The following is a 19,106-nucleotide window of genomic DNA, read 5'->3' as shown; positions in this document are numbered from 1 at the left end:
TAGACCTTATAACGAACCGATAAAGAGGATGTACTGAGAAAAAGAGAGGATGAACGTGAGCGAATGTCACAGAGAATTGATAACATAATAGACGCTTTACCAATCATTGGACTAGCTATGAGAGAGCAACTAACCTTTTCTGTTTTAGGGAAAGAGAAGGTTCTTTATTATCAGCAACATGGGAACATTGACTTAGGGTTTAAAGCTGGGGACATAGTAGCTCCAGGGTTCGAAAACTTTTCTATGTTGAAAAATGGGAGAGAGCCATCGTTTATCCAAATTCCGAAAGAGGTATACGGGATTCCAATGGATATTGTAGCCGTTCCAATTAAAGATGAGACGGGTCAAGTAGTCGCTGCTTTCTGCGTGGCCTATGACCAGACCAATCAACAACGATTAGATCACATCATGACGGAGAGCAACCAAGCTTCCGAAAAACTAGTCGCAATGGTACAGCAAGTTGCCGCACATTCAGAGGAACTACAAGCGACAAGTGAACAAATTCTACAAAACACGAAAACCACTGTAGAAAATTCCTCTAAAATCAATCAAGTGTCCAATCTTATAAAAGGTATCTCTGATCAAACGAACTTACTTGGACTCAACGCATCAATTGAAGCTGCAAGAGTAGGTGAAGCAGGAGCAGGCTTCGGAGTGGTCGCAACGGAAGTGAGAAAGCTGTCAACTCACGCCAAACAAGCGACGACGGATATTGAAACAGCGCTAAAAGATGTGCAGGGATCGATTAAAGGAATGGAAGAAGAAATAGCACAAATTGTCGCTTCCTCTGAGCATCAAGCAGAGCTTGTAGGCACGTTCACAAAAATTATTGAAGGTCTTCATGAAACAAATGAAACGATGAAATCACTGGCAGAAGACTTAGTGAACTATCAAGTGAAATAAAAAATACCGACCAAAACCTCCAGATGAATCGGAGGTTTTTTTACGTTTTAAGGTGGGCAAGTTGTTCGGATAATGACCGATTTATCGCTGACAGGCAGGGTACACTTCTGTATGATAGAAAAAGAGATACTAGTCTGGTCAGTAGACCTATTCATAAGGAGGAAGACCATCGTTACACAATCAGCGAAGCTGCAAGAAATAATAGCAACTTACCGTACAATGTTAGATCAAACTGAACAGCCAATGATTCAATTACAGATGAAACAAGGAAAAACAGGACCATACGACAGCAAAATTGCAGGCGATCCTTACTTCCCAAAAAACGACGAATATCCAGTTGATGGTGAAGGACACCCTATGAAGCTTTTGGCACAAATAAATTTTGGACAGCTGCCGAAGCTGAAGGATTATCCAGAAACAGGACTTTTGCAAGTCTTTATTTCTGTGCATGATGATCTTTATGGGATGAATCTTGACCATAAAACAGAGCAAAAAGATTTTCGGATCAAATTTATTGAGGAACCTTTCTTGGCCGAAGAAGAGTTGTTGACTGATTTTTCTTTTGTGAAAATTCCAGACGACTTTTATTTTCCTGTGACGAAGGAAGGCGCAATTACAGGTGAACTGGCAAGCGAAACGGTCAGTGTAGGAGATTTTCGCTTTGAAAAAGTCACAGGTAAGCGAAGCTGGGACCTATTCGAAGATGTAAAAGGCATTGATGGAAATGAAGCTGATGCCCTGCTGGATGAATTTTATGAGACAGAGAGTGGCTTTGGTCACAAATTGGGCGGATATCCAGGCTTTACACAAGAGGACCCGCGTACCTACGAAGACCAGGAACATACCGTTCTGTTATTACAAATCGACTCAGATGATGAAGTAGATCTGTTGTGGGGAGATTGCGGAATCGCCAACTTTTTTATCAAACCAGAAGACCTCAAACGAAAAAATTTCGAGAATGTCGTCTATAATTGGGATTGCTCCTGATTTTGTAAAATAGACTTTTTAAACACTCTTAATAGAGTGTTTTTTTGTATGTTTTTAGACTTTTTTGCCCCTATTTCGTCATTTTTGAGAGGTAATATGTCATTCTTTCTAGTTGACCGTATCAAAAAAAAATGTAAAATCATCTTAAAGTCCTCTTTTTTGAAAATAATAATAAAATGACATATCAATCAACGATAAATTGCTCGAAAAAGTGGAATGTACTGGGGGGTATCAATTGATCATTTCGAAAGTAATCAATAATAATGTGGTCAGTGCGTATGATGACGAGCAGCATGAGCTGGTCATTATGGGCAGAGGGATCGCTTTTCAAAAGAAAAGTGGAGATCCGATTGACGAAGAACGTATTGAAAAAGTATTTTCCATTCAAAATAAAGATATATCAGAAAAATTCAAAACCCTGCTTTATGATATTCCAATCGAGTATATGCAAGTGTGTGAGGCGATTATTGATCATGCGAGAACAACCCTTAATAAAAATTTGAATGACAGCATCTATGTGACGCTGACGGATCATATCACCTTTGCTATTGAACGTCATCAAAAAGGAATGGACATCAAAAATGCCTTGCTCTGGGAAATCAAACGGTTGTACAAAGAAGAGTTCATGTGTGGTGTAGAAGCGATCCGGATTATTCAGGACAAGCTTAACATTCATCTTCCTGAGGATGAAGCCGGTTTTATTGCCATGCATATTGTCAATGCAGAGCTCAATGAAGAAATGCCAAACGTGATTCAAATTACCAAACTCATTCAAGATATTTTAAATATCGTCAAGTATCACTTTCAAATTGATTTAGACGAGGAATCATTAAATTATTTCCGTTTTGTCACGCATTTGAAGTTTTTTGGACAGCGTCTGTTTAACGAAACACAAATGGAAAATCAAAATGAATTCCTGTATGAAGTAGTAAAAGAGAAAAACACCGCGGCTTTTCAATGTGCTGAGAAAATTAATGATTATGTTCAAAAAGAATACAACCGAAGTCTCATAGAAGATGAGATGCTATATTTAACTTTGCATATCGACAGAGTGGTAAAAAGAAAATAAATTCAAAAAGAAAGCGTTGACATCATAAAATTAACATGATAATTTATAACTATAAACAACATAACTCACAATCTTTTAGGATTGTTACTGGTCAAGCAGGCAAAACCTAAATCATTGTCCCTATCTTTGATAAGGCGTGATTTAGGTTTTTTTATATCTAAAGACTTATAAAAATTAAATAACGATCAATCGCTATGAAGGATTGTTACTGGTTAAGCAGGCAAAACCTAAATATCGATTAATGTCTGAATTGCTATTTCTCGGACATTAATGGATGTTTAGGTTTTTTCTATATCATGATTTAATCAACGATTGGAGGGTAATACAATGAACCACAAACAAACAGCAAAAGAAGTTCTAGAGCTTGTCGGCGGTGAAAAGAACGTCAAGCACGTCACGCATTGTATGACAAGACTTCGCTTCAACTTATACGATGAAGGCAAAGCGGATAAAGAGAAGCTGCAATCAACAGACGGCGTCATGGGTGTGAATCAAAGCGGAGGCCAATATCATGTCATTATCGGCAATGATGTTTCAAATGTCTATCAAGCGATGATTGCTGACTCAGGACTGTCAACAGATGTAAAGTCAGGCGGTACAGAAGAAGCATCAAAACAAAATGTGATATCAAAGCTTTTCGATTTTATCTCTGGTGTCTTCACGCCGATTCTTCCAGCCATCGCTGGAGCCGGTATGATCAAAGGAATATTGGCACTCATGCTTACGTTCCAGTGGATATCAGATAAAAGCAGTACGTATGCAATTTTAACAGCCATCGGAGACGGAGCCTTTTACTTCTTACCGATTCTACTAGCTGTAAGCGTAGCCAAAAAACTTGGCACAAATCAGTATATTGCCGCTGCCATTGCAGCAGCAGCACTGCACCCGCAGTTAACTGCTTTACTAGGCGCGGGAAATACAGAATTTCTAGGCTTGCCAGTGGTTGCCGTTGTGTACTCTTCATCGGTGATTCCAATTCTACTCACCATCTGGCTTGGCTCATATGTTGAAAGATTCGCAGAAAAATATAGTCCGAAATCATTAAAGATCATCCTTGTTCCAACGGTTACACTTCTTGTCGTTGTACCAATTATGCTCATCGCGGTTGGACCGCTTGGTGGGATTATCGGAAATGGTCTTTCAGGTGGAATTGATTTATTGTTTAAACATGCAGGTATTTTGGCCGGACTCTTGATCGGCGGTTTCATGTCACCATTGATCATTACGGGTATGCACTATGCACTACTTCCAATTATGATCAACAACATTACGTTAAACGGTTTTGACTACATTCTTCCAATGATGTTTGTAGCGAATATGGCACAAGCAGGCGCAGCATTCGGTGTCTTCTTAAGATCAAAAAACAAAACATTCAAATCATTGGCGATGTCTACAAGTATCACAGCATTAATGGGTATTACTGAACCTGCTATGTATGGTGTGAACATGCGATTGAAAAAACCGTTCTTTGCAGCCCTCATTGGTGCAGCAGCAGGCGGCGTGTTCATGTCCATCTTCAAAGTAAAATCATATGTGGTGTCTGGATCTGCAGGTATTCCAGGTATCCCAACATTCATTGGACCAACGTTTGTCTATTCAATCATCGGTTTAGTGATCGGCTTTATCGTAGCAACCATCATGACACTTGTTCTAGGGTTCAAAGATGTACCAGTGAAAGATGATACAAAGGCAGACAAACCAGAAGAAAAGAAAGATACAGCAACGCTTCAAAATGAAGTGGTACAAAGCCCGCTTGAAGGTCAACTAAAGCCGCTAAATCAAGTCAATGATGCAACATTCTCTAATGAAATCATGGGTAAAGGTGCAGCCATTGTCCCAACAGTTGGACGTGTTGTAGCACCGTTCAACGGTAAGGTTGAAACCATTTTTCAAACGAAACATGCCATTGGCTTAAAGAGTGACCAAGGCACAGAGCTTCTCATCCATGTTGGAATTGATACAGTGAAGCTTGGCGGAAAGCATTTCACCAGTCATGTGCAGTCAGGTGATCTTGTTCAAGCAGGAGATGTGCTCGTTGAATTTGATATCGAGGGCATTCAGCAAGAAGGCTATGATGTCACGACACCAATTATCGTCACCAATACAAATGATTTCGCACAAGTTGATGCGAAAACAGATGGCACGATTACAGTGAAAGAGACACTGCTCACAGTCAGTGTAGAAGAAAATGAGGAGGGCATTCAACATGAACAAGTTAGAAAAAACATTTCCTAAAGGTTTCTTATGGGGCGGCGCTGTTGCAGGCAACCAAATTGAAGGTGCTTATAATAAAGATGGAAAAGGCTTATCGACAGCTGATGTATCACCGCATGGTATTATGCATCCATTTGATGAATCAATGAAAGATCTTAATTTATATCATGATGCAATCGACTTCTATCATCGCTATAAAGAAGATATTGCACTCTTTGCAGAAATGGGATTCAAGTGCTTCAGACTATCCATTTCTTGGCCGCGTATTTTCCCAAATGGCGACGATGCTGAACCAAATGAAGCAGGCCTTGCTTTTTATGACAGAGTATTTGATGAACTGCATAAACATGGAATTGAACCAGTTGTCACGATTTCTCATTATGAAATGCCGCTTGCACTTGTGAAAAACTACGGCGGTTGGAGAAACCGTAAGCTTGTCGATCTTTATGAAACATATGCGAAAACGTTGTTTACTCGCTATAAAGACAAAGTGAAATATTGGATGACCTTTAATGAAATCAACGTCGTGTTACATGCGCCTTTCACTGGTGGCGGACTTGTATTTGAAGAGGGTGATGACGAGAAAAGCATTCAATATCAAGCAGCGCATCACCAATTTGTTGCAAGTGCTTTAGCTGTCAAAGCAGGACACGAAATCATTCCTGATGCGAAAATCGGCTGTATGATTGCAGCGATGACGACTTATCCGTACAGCTCAAGACCAGAAGATATGTTTGCTGCAATGGATCAGGATCGTAAAACATTGTTCTTCTCAGATGTACAGGCAAGAGGCTACTACCCAGGTTACATGAAACGATACTTCCGCGAAAATGGAATTCATATTGAGATCCAAGATGGTGATGAAGACATCCTAAGAAACCATACAGTGGACTATATTGGCTTCAGCTATTACATGAGCTTTGTGACAAGTACAGATCCAGAGATTCTTGGACAAGTGACTGGTGGTAACCTATTTGAAGGCGTGAAAAACCCTTATCTAGAAGCAAGTGATTGGGGCTGGCAAATTGATCCAAAAGGACTTCGTACAACACTAAACCAGTTATATGACCGTTACCAAAAACCATTGTTTATCGTAGAAAATGGATTGGGAGCTGTCGATCAAGTAGAAGAAGACGGGTCCATTCAAGACGATTACCGAATTGATTACCTCAGAAGCCATTTGCTAGAGGCGAAAGAAGCCATCGCAGACGGAGTGGACTTGATGGGTTATACAAGCTGGGGCCCAATTGACCTTGTCAGCGCATCAACAGCTGAAATGAAAAAACGCTACGGCTTCATTTATGTCGACCGTGATAATGAAGGAAACGGTACATTAGATAGAAAGAAAAAGAAAAGCTTTGATTGGTATAAACAAGTGATTGCTACGAATGGTGAGCATTTAGATGCTTAAAAGAAAAAGACAAACCGCTCATACTACGGTTTGTCTTTTTTTCGTCAAAGAGACTACGAAGTCCACACTTGATCCGCAATCTCAATTACATGACGAAGCTTTTCCCATTGCTGCTCTTCTGTTAACAGATTGCCTTCCTCCGTTGAGGCGAACCCGCATTGTGGACTCAAACAAATTTGATTAATGTCCACGTATTGAGCCGCTTCCTCGATCCGCTTTTTAATCTGTTCAACAGGCTCAAGCTCACCGTATTTTGAAGTGACAAGGCCTAGTACGATTTGTAGGTTAGGGTTCTTCACATAGCGAAGGGGTTCAAAACCGCCAGAACGATCGTCGTCGAACTCTAAAAAGAGACCATCCAGATCTAAGCCGGCAAAAATCGTTTCTGCCGCTGCTTCATAACCGCCTTCAGCTGCCCACGTCGATTTAAAGTTACCACGGCAAATGTGCATGGTGATCACCAAATCCTCTGGACGATCGGCAACCGCTTCATTGATTGTTTTCGCAAATGACTCACGAAGTTCATCTTCTTCTCGGCCAAAGGCTTTGATTTGTTCATGACCTTTTTCAGAAAAGAACACGGCCCATGCGGTATCATCGAGCTGTAGATAACGGCAGCCTGCATCATAAAAAGCACGGATGGCTTTCTTATACGCCTGTGCCACATCATGGTGGAATGCCTCTAGGCTGTCGTATACTCCTTCTTCAAGCTTTCCACGGAAAAAGAGCATATTCGGACTTGGAATCGTCATTTTAGCTGTATGATCACCAGCGATGCTGTGAAGGAAACGATAATCCTCCAGCATTGGATGATCTGTAAAATCAATCTTGCCTGTTACCTTGATGCCACGCGCTTTTGTCGTCGTATTGTGGAATTGAATACCTTGATCCGCTTCAAATCCTTCGACTCCATCTAATCCCTCAAGAAAGTCAAAATGCCACCATGCACGTCTGAATTCTCCATCTGTGACAACCTCTAATCCAATTTCTTTTTGCTTCTCCACAATGCGTGTAATTTCTTCATTTTCAATTTGTCGGAGCTGCTCGGCTGTCAGTGTGCCGTCTGCTTTTTGCTTGCGTGCTTCCTTGATACGTTCTGAACGAAGTAAACTGCCTACTTGATCTGCGCGAAATGGCGGTTTCGTTGTTTTCTTTCCAATGGTTTGTACTTGTGTCATGCTGAATCCCTTCTTTCTACAGGTTAAAAATCAAATAAAAAAGCTCTTCCTTGGATAAGGAAGAGCATCATATACTGAGAGAACTCTGCCTTATCTTCAAACAAGCATCTGCTTGCCTAAGGAATTAGCACCATTCTGTTCCTAGGAACAGCGGTTGCCGGGTTTCACAGGGCCAGTCCCTCCACCACTCTTAATAAGGTTACCTTTTGATTCAATTTTCTTAATATACACAATTATTCAACCTTTTCGAGAAAAAGTCAATGGTTTTTACTGTTTAATTTTCTACATAAACAAATAACGGTAAACAAACCCGATGTGGAAAAAGGAAGAATAATATGGAAATAGCGCTTCTTTTGGTTCTTTTGTCATGGTATACTCAATTGGTAATAGACAAAAATGGGGGTTTTTACTATGACGATGAAAAAAGGCCTAACGATCAGTCTGCTCATTTTTTCGCTGATTGTTTCGTTGTTTGCACCAGTTGGATCGGCGGATGCCAAACAAGCAAAAAAAGCAAAAGTAAGCACACACTATTATAAAAAGAAAAAAACGTTCAAATATGCACAGGTGAAAAACCTAAGCAAGGCGCATATGAAAACCATCAATCGTGATTTGAAAAAAGATATTTCCTTCTCCTATTCTACGTACTTGTTCTTAAAGGACGAAGCGAAAAAGGAAGGCTTTGGGAAGATCACGTACGAAAGATCGTTTAAAACGAAATTTAACAATGGGAAGAAGCTCAGTATCTTAAACTATGACTACATGAATGATGGTGGAATGCATGGGGATACGATGGTTTCCAGCATGAACTATGTGTTAACAAAGAAAAAGACAAAGCAGCTGTTCTTGACAGACGTTGTGAAAACAAAGAAAAAACGTACGAAAGTAAGAGATTATATTTATAACTACACAAAGAAACATAAAAGCAAATTCTATGCGAACCTGAAAAAAAGTGACATTGAAATCAACTACAACACGCAGTATTACTTCACGAAAAAGGGAATTGCTGTTGTCTTCCAGCCATATGAAATTTCACCTTATTATGTAGGAATTCCTATGATTCAAGTTCCTGCGAAGGTATATAAATAAAAAGAAAAACGGCCAATGAATCTGGTCGTTTTTTGTTATTTACTCAAACAAAAAGAGCCCCTCATGAGGCTCTCTCTTTAGATTTATACTTGTTTAGGTGCATCGTTTAGTGGATGACGGCGTTTTCCGTTGTAGTGGCGGCGCATACGAAAGATTTCAAACTCCGAAAGCTCTGCGCTTTTTCGTTTTGGTGTGCGGTTATCTTTTTTGAAAGAGAATAGTAAGTAGCAGCAAAGTGAAGCGATAATCAATAAAATCATCATATGACATTCCTCCAATTCATCCTATTCTTTAGTGTAGACAGGGTGAGTGATGTTTATAACTGAAAATAAGCAGCAGAATCGGTTTAGTTCTTAAGGTTTAGTTGATCTGCTAATTTAGGTCTAAAATACTGGTTGTTTTTAACTATTATATTTCCAGTTATTGCACTCGTCAAGAAGAATTTTTCTGGTGTTGTCTCTATTAGTACGAAAAAGTGTCATAAAAGTTTCAGAAAATTGTAAACTTTTATTAAAAAACCGTTCCCGAACAGGAACGGTTGTAAACATATCTATGCTTTTTCTTCAAATAAACGTGCGATTTCAACGATGACTTCTGTTGCTTTCACCATGTTCTCGACAGAAATAAATTCATATTTACCGTGGAAGTTTTCCCCGCCAGTAAAGATGTTTGGCGTTGGAAGACCTTTATATGAAAGCTGGGAGCCATCTGTACCGCCGCGGATGGGTTCGATCACAGGTGTCACTGAGCGGTTTTCCATTGCTTCATGGGCAATATCCACAATATGTTTCACCGGCTCAATTTTTTCTCTCATATTATAATATTGATCTTGAATGCTGAGATTTATGCTGTTTTCTCCGTAGATGGCTTTTAAGTCATTTGCTATTTTTTCAAATAGTGCTTTGCGATCGTTAAATTTGTCTTTATCAAAATCACGAATAATATATTGCAGCTCTGCTTCTTCGACTTCTCCTACAAACTTCGTGAGATGGAAAAAACCTTCGTAGCCTTCTGTATATTCCGGAGATTCATCAGAAGGAAGTTTGTTATGGAAGAGCATCCCAATCTTCGCAGCACTGACCATTTTGTCTTTTGCTGTCCCTGGGTGGACATTGTTTCCTTTAATTGATACTTTCGCACCTGCTGCGTTGAAGCTTTCATATTGCAGCTCCCCGAGCGGTCCTCCGTCAATTGTATAAGCATAGGAAGCGCCAAAGGCATCAACATCAAATTTGTGCGGCCCTCTGCCAATTTCTTCATCTGGTGTAAAGGCGACGCGAATTTTTCCATGCTTGATTTCTGGATGCTCAATCAAGTAATGCATAGCGGTCATAATTTCTGCGATACCTGCTTTGTTATCTGCACCAAGCAGGGTCGTGCCATCTGTTGTGATCAGCGTATGTCCTTGATACTTTTGTAAATTTGGAAACTGTGCTGGAGATAAAACGATATGTAGATTTTCATTTAAGGTGATGTCGCCGCCTTGATAGTTTTCATGAAGCTGCGGTTTCACATTCTTGCCGGTGAAGTCAGTGGCTGTGTCGATATGAGCCAGGAAGCCAATGGTCGGCACTTCTTTGTCAGTGTTAGACGGGATCGTTCCCATGACATAGCCGTTTTCATCCATTGTCACTTCTTGAATCCCGATGGACTTCATCTCTTCAACTAGCTGTCTCGCTAGGTTCAACTGTCCTTCAGTAGATGGGCAGCTTTCCTTTTCTGCATCTGACTGCGTATCTACCTTCACATAATTTGTGAAACGCTGAATCATTTCCTTTTTCATCTATACGTCACTCCTTTTGTAGAATACGTCCATTTTATCACGTCTTGAATGCGCTTCATAACAAGAAAGGTTTTCTCTGGAAATTAGAGAGGAAAAAGACCTACTTTCATTAGGCGGTGTGTTGAATGGTTCTTTAGGGTGATTTTTTTGGGTGTCTTTTTATTTATAATGAGGACATATAAAATCATCCATTTGTACGTTAAATTGGGAGAAAGGGGTGCGAAAGTTGGATTCTAGTCAAACGCTGGCACTCGCTCAAAAGTTTCAGGAAGCAGCTGATGAGATTCGGCAGTCAAAGCAGCTGCTGGAGAATCGGCTGAAGGCAGTAGGATCAGGCTGGCAGGGAGAAGCAAGGAATAAATTTGATCAAAGCTTTGAGGAAACAACGTCACGCTATGATCAATTTGAAAAGGACTTGCTTGAAACAAGTCAGGAACTGCGCGACGCAGCGGTCAAAATCGAGGAACGGAAAGCTGAAATTACCAGAATGGAAGAGCTTGAGCGAAAGAGACGAGAAGAACGGAGAGAAAGAAATCGAGAAGGGAGATGATGTGATGGCACGTGACATTGTGGTTGATCCAGATCAGCTGACAGGACTGGCGAATGATGTTGTAGGCGAATTGTCTGTCATTGAAACGAAGCACCGCGATTTACATAGTGAACTGGATGGTCTCATTTTAGGCTGTGATCCTCGGTATAGAAGCTGTTTTTCAGGTGTCGGGGATGCATGGGGAGCAGGACAAGCATTGATCAGTAAATTGAGCAGTGATGATATTGCGATTCGTCATGCAAAAGATAAAATGGTCGAAGCAGACGATATTTTACGGAAAATGTACAGCATCTATGATCAATATGGTACACTCACGAGCTTAGCTGGTATTGTGATGATGCAGGCGAAATACTACGGGCTTGGGATGACGACCTTCATTAAAGACAATGGCCGGTATGCAGCGCAGCATTCAAAGCTGCTGCTTGATCTGACCAGCCGGGTAGAAGGAACGAGATTTGACCGGCTAGCAAGGATTTGGCTGAGTAAAAAAGAATTATTAAAACGATCAAACTGGTCGATGGCTGACTTGGTCCATAAGAAATTCACAAAATTTTATCCTGACGATACGGTTGCCTTTACGAATAGCGTTCGTGATTTTACAAAAGGAAGTATCAATTGGAAGGACACGGCTGCTATCAAGTCTGTTCTGAAAAATGGGTCAAGATTCGCGAAAGGAAATGCCATCATTGCAACGGTTGTCACTGGTGCAACGGAAACGGTCGGCTGTGGTTTGAAAATTGCCGAGAACTATGCAGAATTCGGTGATCAGCCAGAAGTCCTCAAGCGTGAAAATGCGAAGGCTGTTGGAAATGCAGTGAACAATACGGTCTTTATCGCTGGCGGATCTGTCGCAGGTGCCGTTGTCGGAGGAGCTCTAGGAAGTTTTGCAGGACCGATTGGAACCGTTGTCGGAGGAGCCATTGGTTCAGCAGTCGGTGGATTTATAGGAGAAAAAGTCGCCAAGCTGACATCAGGCTTTGCTGAACAGGTTGCAGTGAAATTAAAGGACCCTATTCATGCGGTCGTCGATAAAGGGAAACAAGCATTCGAGCTGGCGGGTCAAGGTGTGAAAGCAGTCAATGACACCATTGATCAGGCAAATCAGGTGATACATAAAGGGATAGAAAAAACAAAAGAAACCGCTGATTCGCTCATAAAAGGTGCAGGCGATTTCTTTAAGGGTGCATTTTCTTTTGGATAAGGAGAGATCAAGTTGGATCAGCTAAGTCTAAGTATTGAGGAACTCATCTTTAGTTTTTACAGTGAAGGCTATTTTGAACAGGGCATGTCCTTAAAGGAAGCTTATTATCCTGATGTAGAGGACGAACGCCTTGGGTTTTTATTTGAAATTGCGTGCCGCTCTTTGCTCGCAAAAGGTGTACTTGAATTTCGAAACAGACAATACCGTTATAAAGGGGAATACCGTCATTTCATCCAGGCGATGAATGATGCATCTCACACCATCAAAGCGTCTCGATTTGCGGATGTAGATGAAGAAGTCAGTATCTCCTTGCATACGACACAGACGGGCGTATATGCGCACCACACGCTTTATGATCAACAAGTCCATCAGATTCAAAAACTGAAAGATGATCAGCTGGCAGAGGAGCAAGTGACTGCCTTTTTCAACATACAGATGAGTGATCACCCTGCACCTGTCATCACCCTGCAAGCAGAGGAATTTGAAAAGCTATTAGAGCAAGCAAGTGAGGCGAAAAATGAGTGGCCCTCTTTCCTTCATCGAGCAGAGAACGAAGAACTCATGCAGTCATTTGTTTCTGATGTACAGACGAGAAAAGGAAAGATGGACTCCCTGATGAAGGTCGTCTACGACAAAAATAATACGCCTGATGTGGAATCCATGTTATTTGTTATTCCGGGTGAGAAACAGTCGTGGCTTGTGTCGGGAATAAAAGAAAATGAATTTCGCGTGGAGACGGCTCACAGAGACGGATTACGTTCTATATTCTAATGGAGAAAAGGAGAATGACGCTTGAATCCAAGTGAAGTAATAGAAGTGAGGAGCAGGACCTTTTTAAGGGTATGGGCATTCTTAGCAACAGGCGGCTTCGGTATCATCGGTATTTGGTTGTTTTCAGAAGCTCTTACATTTGAATCGAATTATACATTGTTTTTATTTTTAGGCGGACTACTAGGCAGTGTTTATGGCTGGATCTCTTTCTTGATGATTTTACCGGCTTTTACGAAGAGAGGAAATGTGATTTTTCGCATTCAGCGCGGGAAGAATGGCGCGGTTTTACATCGCGGGCAAGCGATCCCTTTTCAAGACATTCAATCCATCGATATGCGCAGGCATCGGTACAGTGTACGGGGTTTTCTCTTCATGGATGTGTTGATTCGGAAAATAGACGGGAAATTGATCAAGATTCCAGCGTACAGTATTTTAGATGAAGAAGTATTCGAGCAAGCCGTCAAACAAGAGATCTACCCATATTTAAATCAGTCAGCCCAAGAGAACTGGAGACAGCAGCATGGTCAGGTCGAAGAGCAGATCGACTAGGATGTATTTTCCATGATTCCGAAGGATGAGGTGCCACTTTTTCGAAGAAATCGTGTATGATGTCAGTAAAGACTGAACACTCGGAGAGGTGATGAGAGATGGATAAAGAGATGGTAATCGACCTCGTCACAGAACAAATGGCACGGATTCGAAAAGAAAAGAATTATACGCAGGACCGCATGGCTGAGGTACTTGGTCTATCGAAACGGCATTTGCAGCAGGTTGAAAAAAATAGGCTGCGCCTCAACTGGACGCAAACTGCGGCCGTATGTGCATTATTCAGGGATAGTGACATTTTAAAAGGGACACTTGGGGATGATCCGCTTGAGATTCTGGAAGTCGTGGCACATGATGAATTGCATCTATCGGTGGAACGTACGATTGGCGGAAAGGTTTGGTGGCGGACGTCTATCAAAAAAGGCACATTTCGTCTTCAGCAAAATGTGCTTAGTCAGCATTACCGCATCTTAGATGATGAGAATTATCGCTATTATAGTTCGTTTAATAAAGATGAAGCGAAGCGGCGGTTAGAGGAATTAAGTCAGCTTTCTTCTCCTTATTCATAAGCAGCTGATAGGAAAAAGGAAAGAGAGGCACCCGATTGATAGGGGCCTCTCTTTTCTGTGTTTATACTTTTAGAGTGTTTTTCGCCCGAATAAAGGCAACAAGCTGTTTGATTTCTTCATCATTTAGGGGAACGCCGTCGACAAGGATGGTTCCTTCTTTTGCTTCCGTCAGTTCAATTTTGATATCAGAGATTTTGCGTTGTATCTCTGGCTCGTCCGTTCTACCAAGTAAAAAATCAATGGACGTATCATACAAATCAGCCAGCCGCTTCACTGCTTCAAGCGAAGGTCGTCGGTACCCAGATTCGTAACCGGCATAGGTGCTTTTGGCGATACCTAGGCGATCTGCCGTATGCTGGAGAGACCATTTTTTCTTTTTTCTAAGGGTGGTTAAACGATCGAGTATCATTACATGAACGCTCCTTTATATACAACAACAGTATATCATATTTTGACATGGAATGTACGCGTTATGCGTAATAATTTCTTGATTAATTCGCGTTATGTGACTATAATGGCAATGAAGGTACGCGTAAAGCGTATATTATAGAATAGCACAAGCTAGCTTATAATATGTGTGACAAACGAAGTAATTTTATTGAAAGAGGTGGACCTGTTGAAGAAATTATTGCTTTTAACCACTGGTGGGACGATTGCATCTGTAGAGAGTGAAAACGGTTTGGCTCCAGGTGTTAAAGCTGAGGACCTTTTAAGCTATTTAAACGAAATTAATGCAGAGTATACAATGGACACAAAGTCCCTAATGAGTATAGATAGTACAAATATGCAGCCTGAATACTGGGTGGATATTGCAACAGCCATTTATGAAAATTATGATCAATATGACGGTTTTGTTGTCACGCATGGTACAGACACGATGGCCTATACATCAGCAGCTCTTTCTTATATGCTGCAAAATCCGGATAAGCCAATTGTCATTACAGGCTCACAAATCCCGATTACGTTTAAGAAAACAGATGCGAAGAAAAACATCACCGATGCGATTCGCTTTGCATGTGACGGCGTAGGCGGCGTGTATGTTGTCTTTGATGGCAGAGTCATTCAAGGAACACGCGCAATCAAACTAAGAACGAAAAGCTATGATGCATTTGAAAGTATTAACTACCCATATATTGCATCGATTGAAAACCATCAAATTGAATACAATAGCAAAGTAAAAAGATCGTCAATGAAACCGCTTAAATTAGACGCATCTTTAAACACCGACGTTTGTCTCTTGAAATTGCACCCAGGTCTAAAGCCTGAGTTCTTAGATGCAATCAAAGGCGTCTACAAAGGAGTCGTGATCGAAAGCTACGGCAGCGGCGGTATTCCTTTCGAAGGAAGAAACCTTTTAGAGAAAATCAACGAATTGCTTGAAGAAGGAATTTCTGTTGTCATCACAACTCAGTGTCTTGAAGAAGGAGAAGACATGAGCGTGTATGAAGTAGGACGCAAAATCAATCAAGAACTGGTGGCACGTTCACGAAACATGAACACAGAAGCCATCGTGCCGAAACTTATGTGGGCATTAGGTAAAACAACAGACCCAAGAGAAGTGAAAAAGATTATGGAAACGCCAATCGCAGAAGATTTAGTGATTTAACTATTCTATAGAAAGCAGGTCATATCAGATGGTTCAAGCAACTTATCGCTATGAGAAGGATTTTCTTGGTGAAAAAGAAATTCCGGCAGACGTGTATTATGGGGTTCAAACCCTTCGTGCAAAAGAAAATTTCCCGATTACAGGATATCGCATGCACGAGGAACTGATCAGAGCCTTTGCCATCGTGAAAAAAGCAGCAGCTCAAGCCAATATGGAAGTTGGACGTTTATATAAAGGAATTGGAAATGCCATCGTACAAGCCTCTGATGAAGTTATTGAAGGCAAGCTGCATGAATACTTTATTGTAGACCCAATCCAAGGCGGCGCAGGAACGTCGATGAATATGAATGCCAATGAAGTGATTGGAAACAGAGCGCTAGAAATCATGGGGCATCAAAAGGGTGAATACATCCATTTAAGCCCAAACACACATGTAAACATGTCACAATCGACGAATGACTCGTTTCCAACAGCTATCCACATTGCTGTATTGAAGCAGTTAGACATTCTGCTTGAGACAATGCAAACGATGCAGGACGTATTCCAAAAGAAAGCAAAAGAATTTGATCATGTGATCAAAATGGGACGTACGCATCTGCAGGATGCTGTTCCAATTCGTTTAGGACAGGAATTTGAGGCATACAGCCGCGTGCTCAGCCGTGATATTAAACGGATCAACCAATCAAAGCAGCATTTATATGAAGTGAATATGGGTGCAACAGCTGTTGGGACAGGCTTAAACGCAGATCCTCGTTATATTGAGATCGTTGTGAAGAAGCTAGCAGATATTTCTGGTCTTCCGCTTGTAGGCGCAGAGCATCTCGTGGATGCGACGCAAAATACAGATGCTTACACAGAAGTGTCCGCCGCATTAAAAGTATGCATGATGAACATGTCTAAGATTGCCAATGACCTTCGCCTAATGGCTTCTGGACCGCGTGCAGGTCTTGCTGAAATTGCATTGCCAGCTCGTCAGCCAGGATCATCCATTATGCCTGGGAAAGTCAATCCAGTCATGGCAGAGCTCATTAACCAAATCGCATTCCAGGTCATTGGGAACGACCATACCATCTGTCTTGCTTCTGAAGCAGGCCAGCTTGAGTTAAATGTGATGGAGCCTGTTTTGGTCTTTAACTTGCTTCAATCTATTAGTATAATGAATAACGGATTCCGCTCATTCACAGATCATTGTTTAGTGGACATTGAAGCAAATGAAAAACGTTTGAAAGAATATGTGGAAAAAAGTGCAGGCGTCATTACTGCGGTAAACCCTCACTTAGGCTATGAAGCCGCGGCTAGAATCGCAAGGGAAGCCATTTTAAGTGGAGAATCCATTAGAGATCTTTGCTTGCAAAATGATGTGTTAACAGAAGAAGAACTTGATATTATTTTGAATCCATATGAGATGACAAAGCCTGGTATTGCAGGACAAGAACTGCTAGAACGGGAATAATATCAAAAATTTTATTTTATTAATATGTCGAATTGCCTGTGAAATAGAGAAAAACAGGCAATTCACTTTCTTTCGAATTGACACACTTTTTTCACAATATTTTGAAAACGCTTAACGCACTCACAAAGGGAGGAAACACAATGAAATCACCACGTCTGCCGTCTATGTTAGAAGTCGTGTCTGTACTTGGCTTATTTTTAGCAATTGTTTTATCTTTTACTCTTTATTTCAAATTAGATATTCAACTAGCATTGTTTATCTCATGGTTTATAGTTATCGCATTAGGTATTCGATTGGGGCATTCATATAAGGATCTTCAAAATGCGATCACAAAAGGGATATCGAATGGTCTAGAAGCCATTTTAATTTTAATTGCAGTAGGTGCACTTGTTGGTACATGGATTGCAGGTGGAGTTGTACCTACGTTAATTTACTACGGTCTAGAGTTTATTCATCCTAATATCTTCTTATTAGCTACACTTGTCATCTGTGCACTCATGTCCATTGCAACAGGAACCTCTTGGGGGACGGTTGGAACGGCAGGGATTGCGATGATCGCAATTGGTGAAGGGCTAGGTATCCCACTTCCGATCGTGGCAGGTGCCGTCTTATCAGGTGCTTATTTTGGAGATAAATTATCCCCATTATCAGATAGTACAGTGCTCGCTTCCTCTCTTTCAAAAGTGGACGTGCTGGCGCATGTTCGAGCGATGATGGTTTTATCCATACCAGCCTTTGTCATTACGGCCATTATGTTTACGGTTACAGGCTTTATGTATGGTGGACGCAACATTGATCAAGATAAGGTAGAATTTTTGAAAAATGCCCTTCATGATACATTCACCATCAACATTTGGATGGTCATCCCAGCAGTAGTGGTTGTATTACTGCTCGTATTTAAGAAACCTTCAATGCCTGTCATTGCCATTGGTGCTCTTTTAGGATCTATTTGGGCGATGGCTTTCCAAGGAATGAATCCAGCAGATGCGATTGGTTCAGCATACAATGGCTTCTCTATTAATTCAGATGTAGATTTCTTAAATACGCTGTTAAATCGTGGTGGTATTGTGAATATGCTTGGATCTTTAGTGGTCATTATTCTCGGGCTTGGTTTTGGAGGCGTACTTGAATATCTCGGCGTCTTAAAAGTGATTGTCGCTACTTTCGAGAAGAAATTATATAATGCAGGAAATGTAACCTTATCTACACTTGTTGTTGCATTCTTCGCAAATATTTTTGGCTGTGCAATGTACGTTTCATTAATTCTTACACCAAAAATTATGGAAAAAAGCTACGATAAATTGAAAATAGACAGACGCGTTCTATCTAGAAACGCTGAGGTCGGTGGAACAATGACGTCTGGTATGGTTCCGTGGTCAGATAACGGAATTTACATGGCTGGAATTCTAGGCGTCTCGACATTCTCATATTTACCATTTATGTGGTTGAGCTTTGTTGCCATTGCTCTTGCCATTATCTACGGATATACAGGGAAATTCATTTGGTACGTCAAAAATCAACAAGACTCAGAAGAATCGGCTTCATAAGCCGTTTACAAAAGCCGCCTCAATTAGGCGGCTTTTGCTTGTCCTAGGACCGAGAGACTACATATGATATAAAGAAGATGATCGGGAGAGTTTAGACCCTTTATAAAAGAGGTCTAAAGAGGTAATGTGAAGCAGAACGAAAGCATATTTATCCCATAAAAAGGGTACAAATCCCTATTCAAACATGAGTCTTTGAACCTTATAATAACAATATTGGAAAAAGTGCTAT

The 19,106-nt window shown here is 41.0% G+C and carries 18 protein-coding genes and 1 riboswitch; of the genes, 14 read left to right on the top strand and 4 right to left on the bottom strand.

What is annotated here, in order from left to right:
• The first annotated feature begins 63 nt into the window (after window positions 1-63).
• The 5 genes from MKZ03_RS17995 to MKZ03_RS17975 all read left to right on the top strand — a co-directional run bounded on the left by MKZ03_RS17995 (window position 64) and on the right by MKZ03_RS17975 (window position 6,584).
• The gene (locus MKZ03_RS17995; RefSeq protein ID WP_034660484.1) at window positions 64-903 is read left to right on the top strand and encodes a methyl-accepting chemotaxis protein; all 840 of its coding nucleotides are present in this window, start codon (window positions 64-66) and stop codon (window positions 901-903) included.
• Between the two features lie 219 nt (window positions 904-1,122).
• Window positions 1,123-1,890, top strand: coding sequence for a YwqG family protein (locus MKZ03_RS17990; protein WP_400559828.1), 768 nt, complete (start codon window positions 1,123-1,125; stop codon window positions 1,888-1,890).
• Between the two features lie 235 nt (window positions 1,891-2,125).
• Window positions 2,126-2,959 carry a BglG family transcription antiterminator LicT gene (gene licT, locus MKZ03_RS17985; RefSeq protein ID WP_034660482.1) on the top strand — a complete coding sequence of 278 codons (834 nt, stop codon included), beginning with the start codon at window positions 2,126-2,128 and terminating at the stop codon, window positions 2,957-2,959.
• A 327-nt stretch (window positions 2,960-3,286) separates the two neighbouring features.
• A complete protein-coding gene (locus MKZ03_RS17980; protein WP_334750588.1) occupies window positions 3,287-5,194 on the top strand; it encodes a beta-glucoside-specific PTS transporter subunit IIABC in 1,908 nt (635 codons plus the stop codon).
• A complete protein-coding gene (locus MKZ03_RS17975) occupies window positions 5,166-6,584 on the top strand; it encodes a glycoside hydrolase family 1 protein (RefSeq protein ID WP_307500515.1) in 1,419 nt (472 codons plus the stop codon). The genes MKZ03_RS17980 and MKZ03_RS17975 overlap by 29 nt, the downstream gene beginning before the upstream one ends.
• A gap of 53 nt (window positions 6,585-6,637) precedes the next feature.
• On the opposite strand, the gene MKZ03_RS17970 is transcribed toward MKZ03_RS17975, so the two are convergent.
• Entirely contained in the window at window positions 6,638-7,762 is a 1,125-nt protein-coding gene (locus tag MKZ03_RS17970; RefSeq protein WP_034660478.1) for a 5-methyltetrahydropteroyltriglutamate--homocysteine S-methyltransferase, read from the bottom strand.
• Between the two features lie 87 nt (window positions 7,763-7,849).
• Window positions 7,850-7,962: riboswitch (SAM riboswitch) on the bottom strand.
• 211 nt (window positions 7,963-8,173) lie between these two features.
• Here MKZ03_RS17970 and MKZ03_RS17965 point away from each other — a divergent pair.
• Window positions 8,174-8,851 (top strand): DUF3298 and DUF4163 domain-containing protein, encoded by a 678-nt coding sequence (locus MKZ03_RS17965; RefSeq protein ID WP_307500514.1) that lies wholly within the window; start codon window positions 8,174-8,176, stop codon window positions 8,849-8,851.
• 83 nt (window positions 8,852-8,934) lie between these two features.
• Here MKZ03_RS17965 and MKZ03_RS17960 read toward each other — a convergent pair whose 3' ends face one another.
• Together MKZ03_RS17960 and pepT are read right to left on the bottom strand one after the other, a co-directional pair.
• Window positions 8,935-9,114: a hypothetical protein gene (locus MKZ03_RS17960; protein WP_003215411.1), complete on the bottom strand. Its 180-nt coding sequence runs from the start codon at window positions 9,112-9,114 to the stop codon at window positions 8,935-8,937.
• A gap of 287 nt (window positions 9,115-9,401) precedes the next feature.
• Window positions 9,402-10,634 (bottom strand): peptidase T, encoded by a 1,233-nt coding sequence (gene pepT, locus MKZ03_RS17955; protein WP_106042949.1) that lies wholly within the window; start codon window positions 10,632-10,634, stop codon window positions 9,402-9,404.
• Window positions 10,635-10,860: 226 nt separating this feature from the next.
• On the opposite strand from pepT, the gene MKZ03_RS17950 reads away from it, so the two are divergent.
• From MKZ03_RS17950 to MKZ03_RS17930, 5 genes are all read left to right on the top strand, one after another.
• The gene (locus MKZ03_RS17950; protein WP_307500512.1) at window positions 10,861-11,184 is read left to right on the top strand and encodes a WXG100 family type VII secretion target; all 324 of its coding nucleotides are present in this window, start codon (window positions 10,861-10,863) and stop codon (window positions 11,182-11,184) included.
• Window positions 11,185-11,188: 4 nt separating this feature from the next.
• Window positions 11,189-12,385 carry a DUF6861 domain-containing protein gene (locus MKZ03_RS17945; protein WP_034660741.1) on the top strand — a complete coding sequence of 399 codons (1,197 nt, stop codon included), beginning with the start codon at window positions 11,189-11,191 and terminating at the stop codon, window positions 12,383-12,385.
• A gap of 12 nt (window positions 12,386-12,397) precedes the next feature.
• The gene (locus MKZ03_RS17940; protein WP_334750587.1) at window positions 12,398-13,156 is read left to right on the top strand and encodes a hypothetical protein; all 759 of its coding nucleotides are present in this window, start codon (window positions 12,398-12,400) and stop codon (window positions 13,154-13,156) included.
• 21 nt (window positions 13,157-13,177) lie between these two features.
• Window positions 13,178-13,705, top strand: coding sequence for a YfjD family protein (locus MKZ03_RS17935; protein WP_334750586.1), 528 nt, complete (start codon window positions 13,178-13,180; stop codon window positions 13,703-13,705).
• Window positions 13,706-13,803: 98 nt separating this feature from the next.
• The gene (locus MKZ03_RS17930) at window positions 13,804-14,271 is read left to right on the top strand and encodes a helix-turn-helix domain-containing protein (RefSeq protein ID WP_034660471.1); all 468 of its coding nucleotides are present in this window, start codon (window positions 13,804-13,806) and stop codon (window positions 14,269-14,271) included.
• Between the two features lie 61 nt (window positions 14,272-14,332).
• On the opposite strand, the gene MKZ03_RS17925 is transcribed toward MKZ03_RS17930, so the two are convergent.
• Window positions 14,333-14,680, bottom strand: coding sequence for a helix-turn-helix domain-containing protein (locus tag MKZ03_RS17925; RefSeq protein WP_003214932.1), 348 nt, complete (start codon window positions 14,678-14,680; stop codon window positions 14,333-14,335).
• Window positions 14,681-14,887: 207 nt separating this feature from the next.
• Here MKZ03_RS17925 and MKZ03_RS17920 point away from each other — a divergent pair, with 207 nt between their 5' ends.
• The 3 genes from MKZ03_RS17920 (at window position 14,888) to nhaC (ending at window position 18,877) form a co-directional block, all read left to right on the top strand.
• The gene (locus tag MKZ03_RS17920) at window positions 14,888-15,877 is read left to right on the top strand and encodes an asparaginase (protein ID WP_003215391.1); all 990 of its coding nucleotides are present in this window, start codon (window positions 14,888-14,890) and stop codon (window positions 15,875-15,877) included.
• Between the two features lie 28 nt (window positions 15,878-15,905).
• On the top strand, window positions 15,906-17,330 hold the full coding sequence (aspA, locus tag MKZ03_RS17915) for an aspartate ammonia-lyase (RefSeq protein WP_307500510.1): 1,425 nt from the start codon (window positions 15,906-15,908) through the stop codon (window positions 17,328-17,330).
• A gap of 140 nt (window positions 17,331-17,470) precedes the next feature.
• Entirely contained in the window at window positions 17,471-18,877 is a 1,407-nt protein-coding gene (gene nhaC, locus MKZ03_RS17910) for a Na+/H+ antiporter NhaC (protein ID WP_307500509.1), read from the top strand.
• The last annotated feature ends 229 nt before the right edge of the window (window positions 18,878-19,106 follow it).

This window comes from Bacillus sp. FSL R5-0431 (genome assembly GCF_038002985.1).
Taxonomy (GTDB): Bacteria; Bacillota; Bacilli; order Bacillales; family Bacillaceae; genus Bacillus.
Note: the sequence above shows the minus strand (reverse complement) of the source record. Positions and strands in the feature narration are given on the sequence as shown.

Coding starts and splice junctions, on each gene's coding strand:
- aspA (WP_307500510.1), top strand. CDS start 15,906: ATGGTTCAAGCAACTTATCGCTATGAGAAGGATTTTCTTGGTGAAAAA.
- MKZ03_RS17960 (WP_003215411.1), bottom strand. CDS start 9,114: ATGATGATTTTATTGATTATCGCTTCACTTTGCTGCTACTTACTATTC.
- MKZ03_RS17975 (WP_307500515.1), top strand. CDS start 5,166: ATGAACAAGTTAGAAAAAACATTTCCTAAAGGTTTCTTATGGGGCGGC.
- MKZ03_RS17995 (WP_034660484.1), top strand. CDS start 64: ATGTCACAGAGAATTGATAACATAATAGACGCTTTACCAATCATTGGA.
- nhaC (WP_307500509.1), top strand. CDS start 17,471: ATGAAATCACCACGTCTGCCGTCTATGTTAGAAGTCGTGTCTGTACTT.
- MKZ03_RS17990 (WP_400559828.1), top strand. CDS start 1,123: ATGTTAGATCAAACTGAACAGCCAATGATTCAATTACAGATGAAACAA.
- MKZ03_RS17930 (WP_034660471.1), top strand. CDS start 13,804: ATGGATAAAGAGATGGTAATCGACCTCGTCACAGAACAAATGGCACGG.
- MKZ03_RS17970 (WP_034660478.1), bottom strand. CDS start 7,762: ATGACACAAGTACAAACCATTGGAAAGAAAACAACGAAACCGCCATTT.
- pepT (WP_106042949.1), bottom strand. CDS start 10,634: ATGAAAAAGGAAATGATTCAGCGTTTCACAAATTATGTGAAGGTAGAT.
- MKZ03_RS17945 (WP_034660741.1), top strand. CDS start 11,189: ATGGCACGTGACATTGTGGTTGATCCAGATCAGCTGACAGGACTGGCG.
- MKZ03_RS17980 (WP_334750588.1), top strand. CDS start 3,287: ATGAACCACAAACAAACAGCAAAAGAAGTTCTAGAGCTTGTCGGCGGT.
- MKZ03_RS17925 (WP_003214932.1), bottom strand. CDS start 14,680: ATGATACTCGATCGTTTAACCACCCTTAGAAAAAAGAAAAAATGGTCT.
- MKZ03_RS17965 (WP_307500514.1), top strand. CDS start 8,174: ATGACGATGAAAAAAGGCCTAACGATCAGTCTGCTCATTTTTTCGCTG.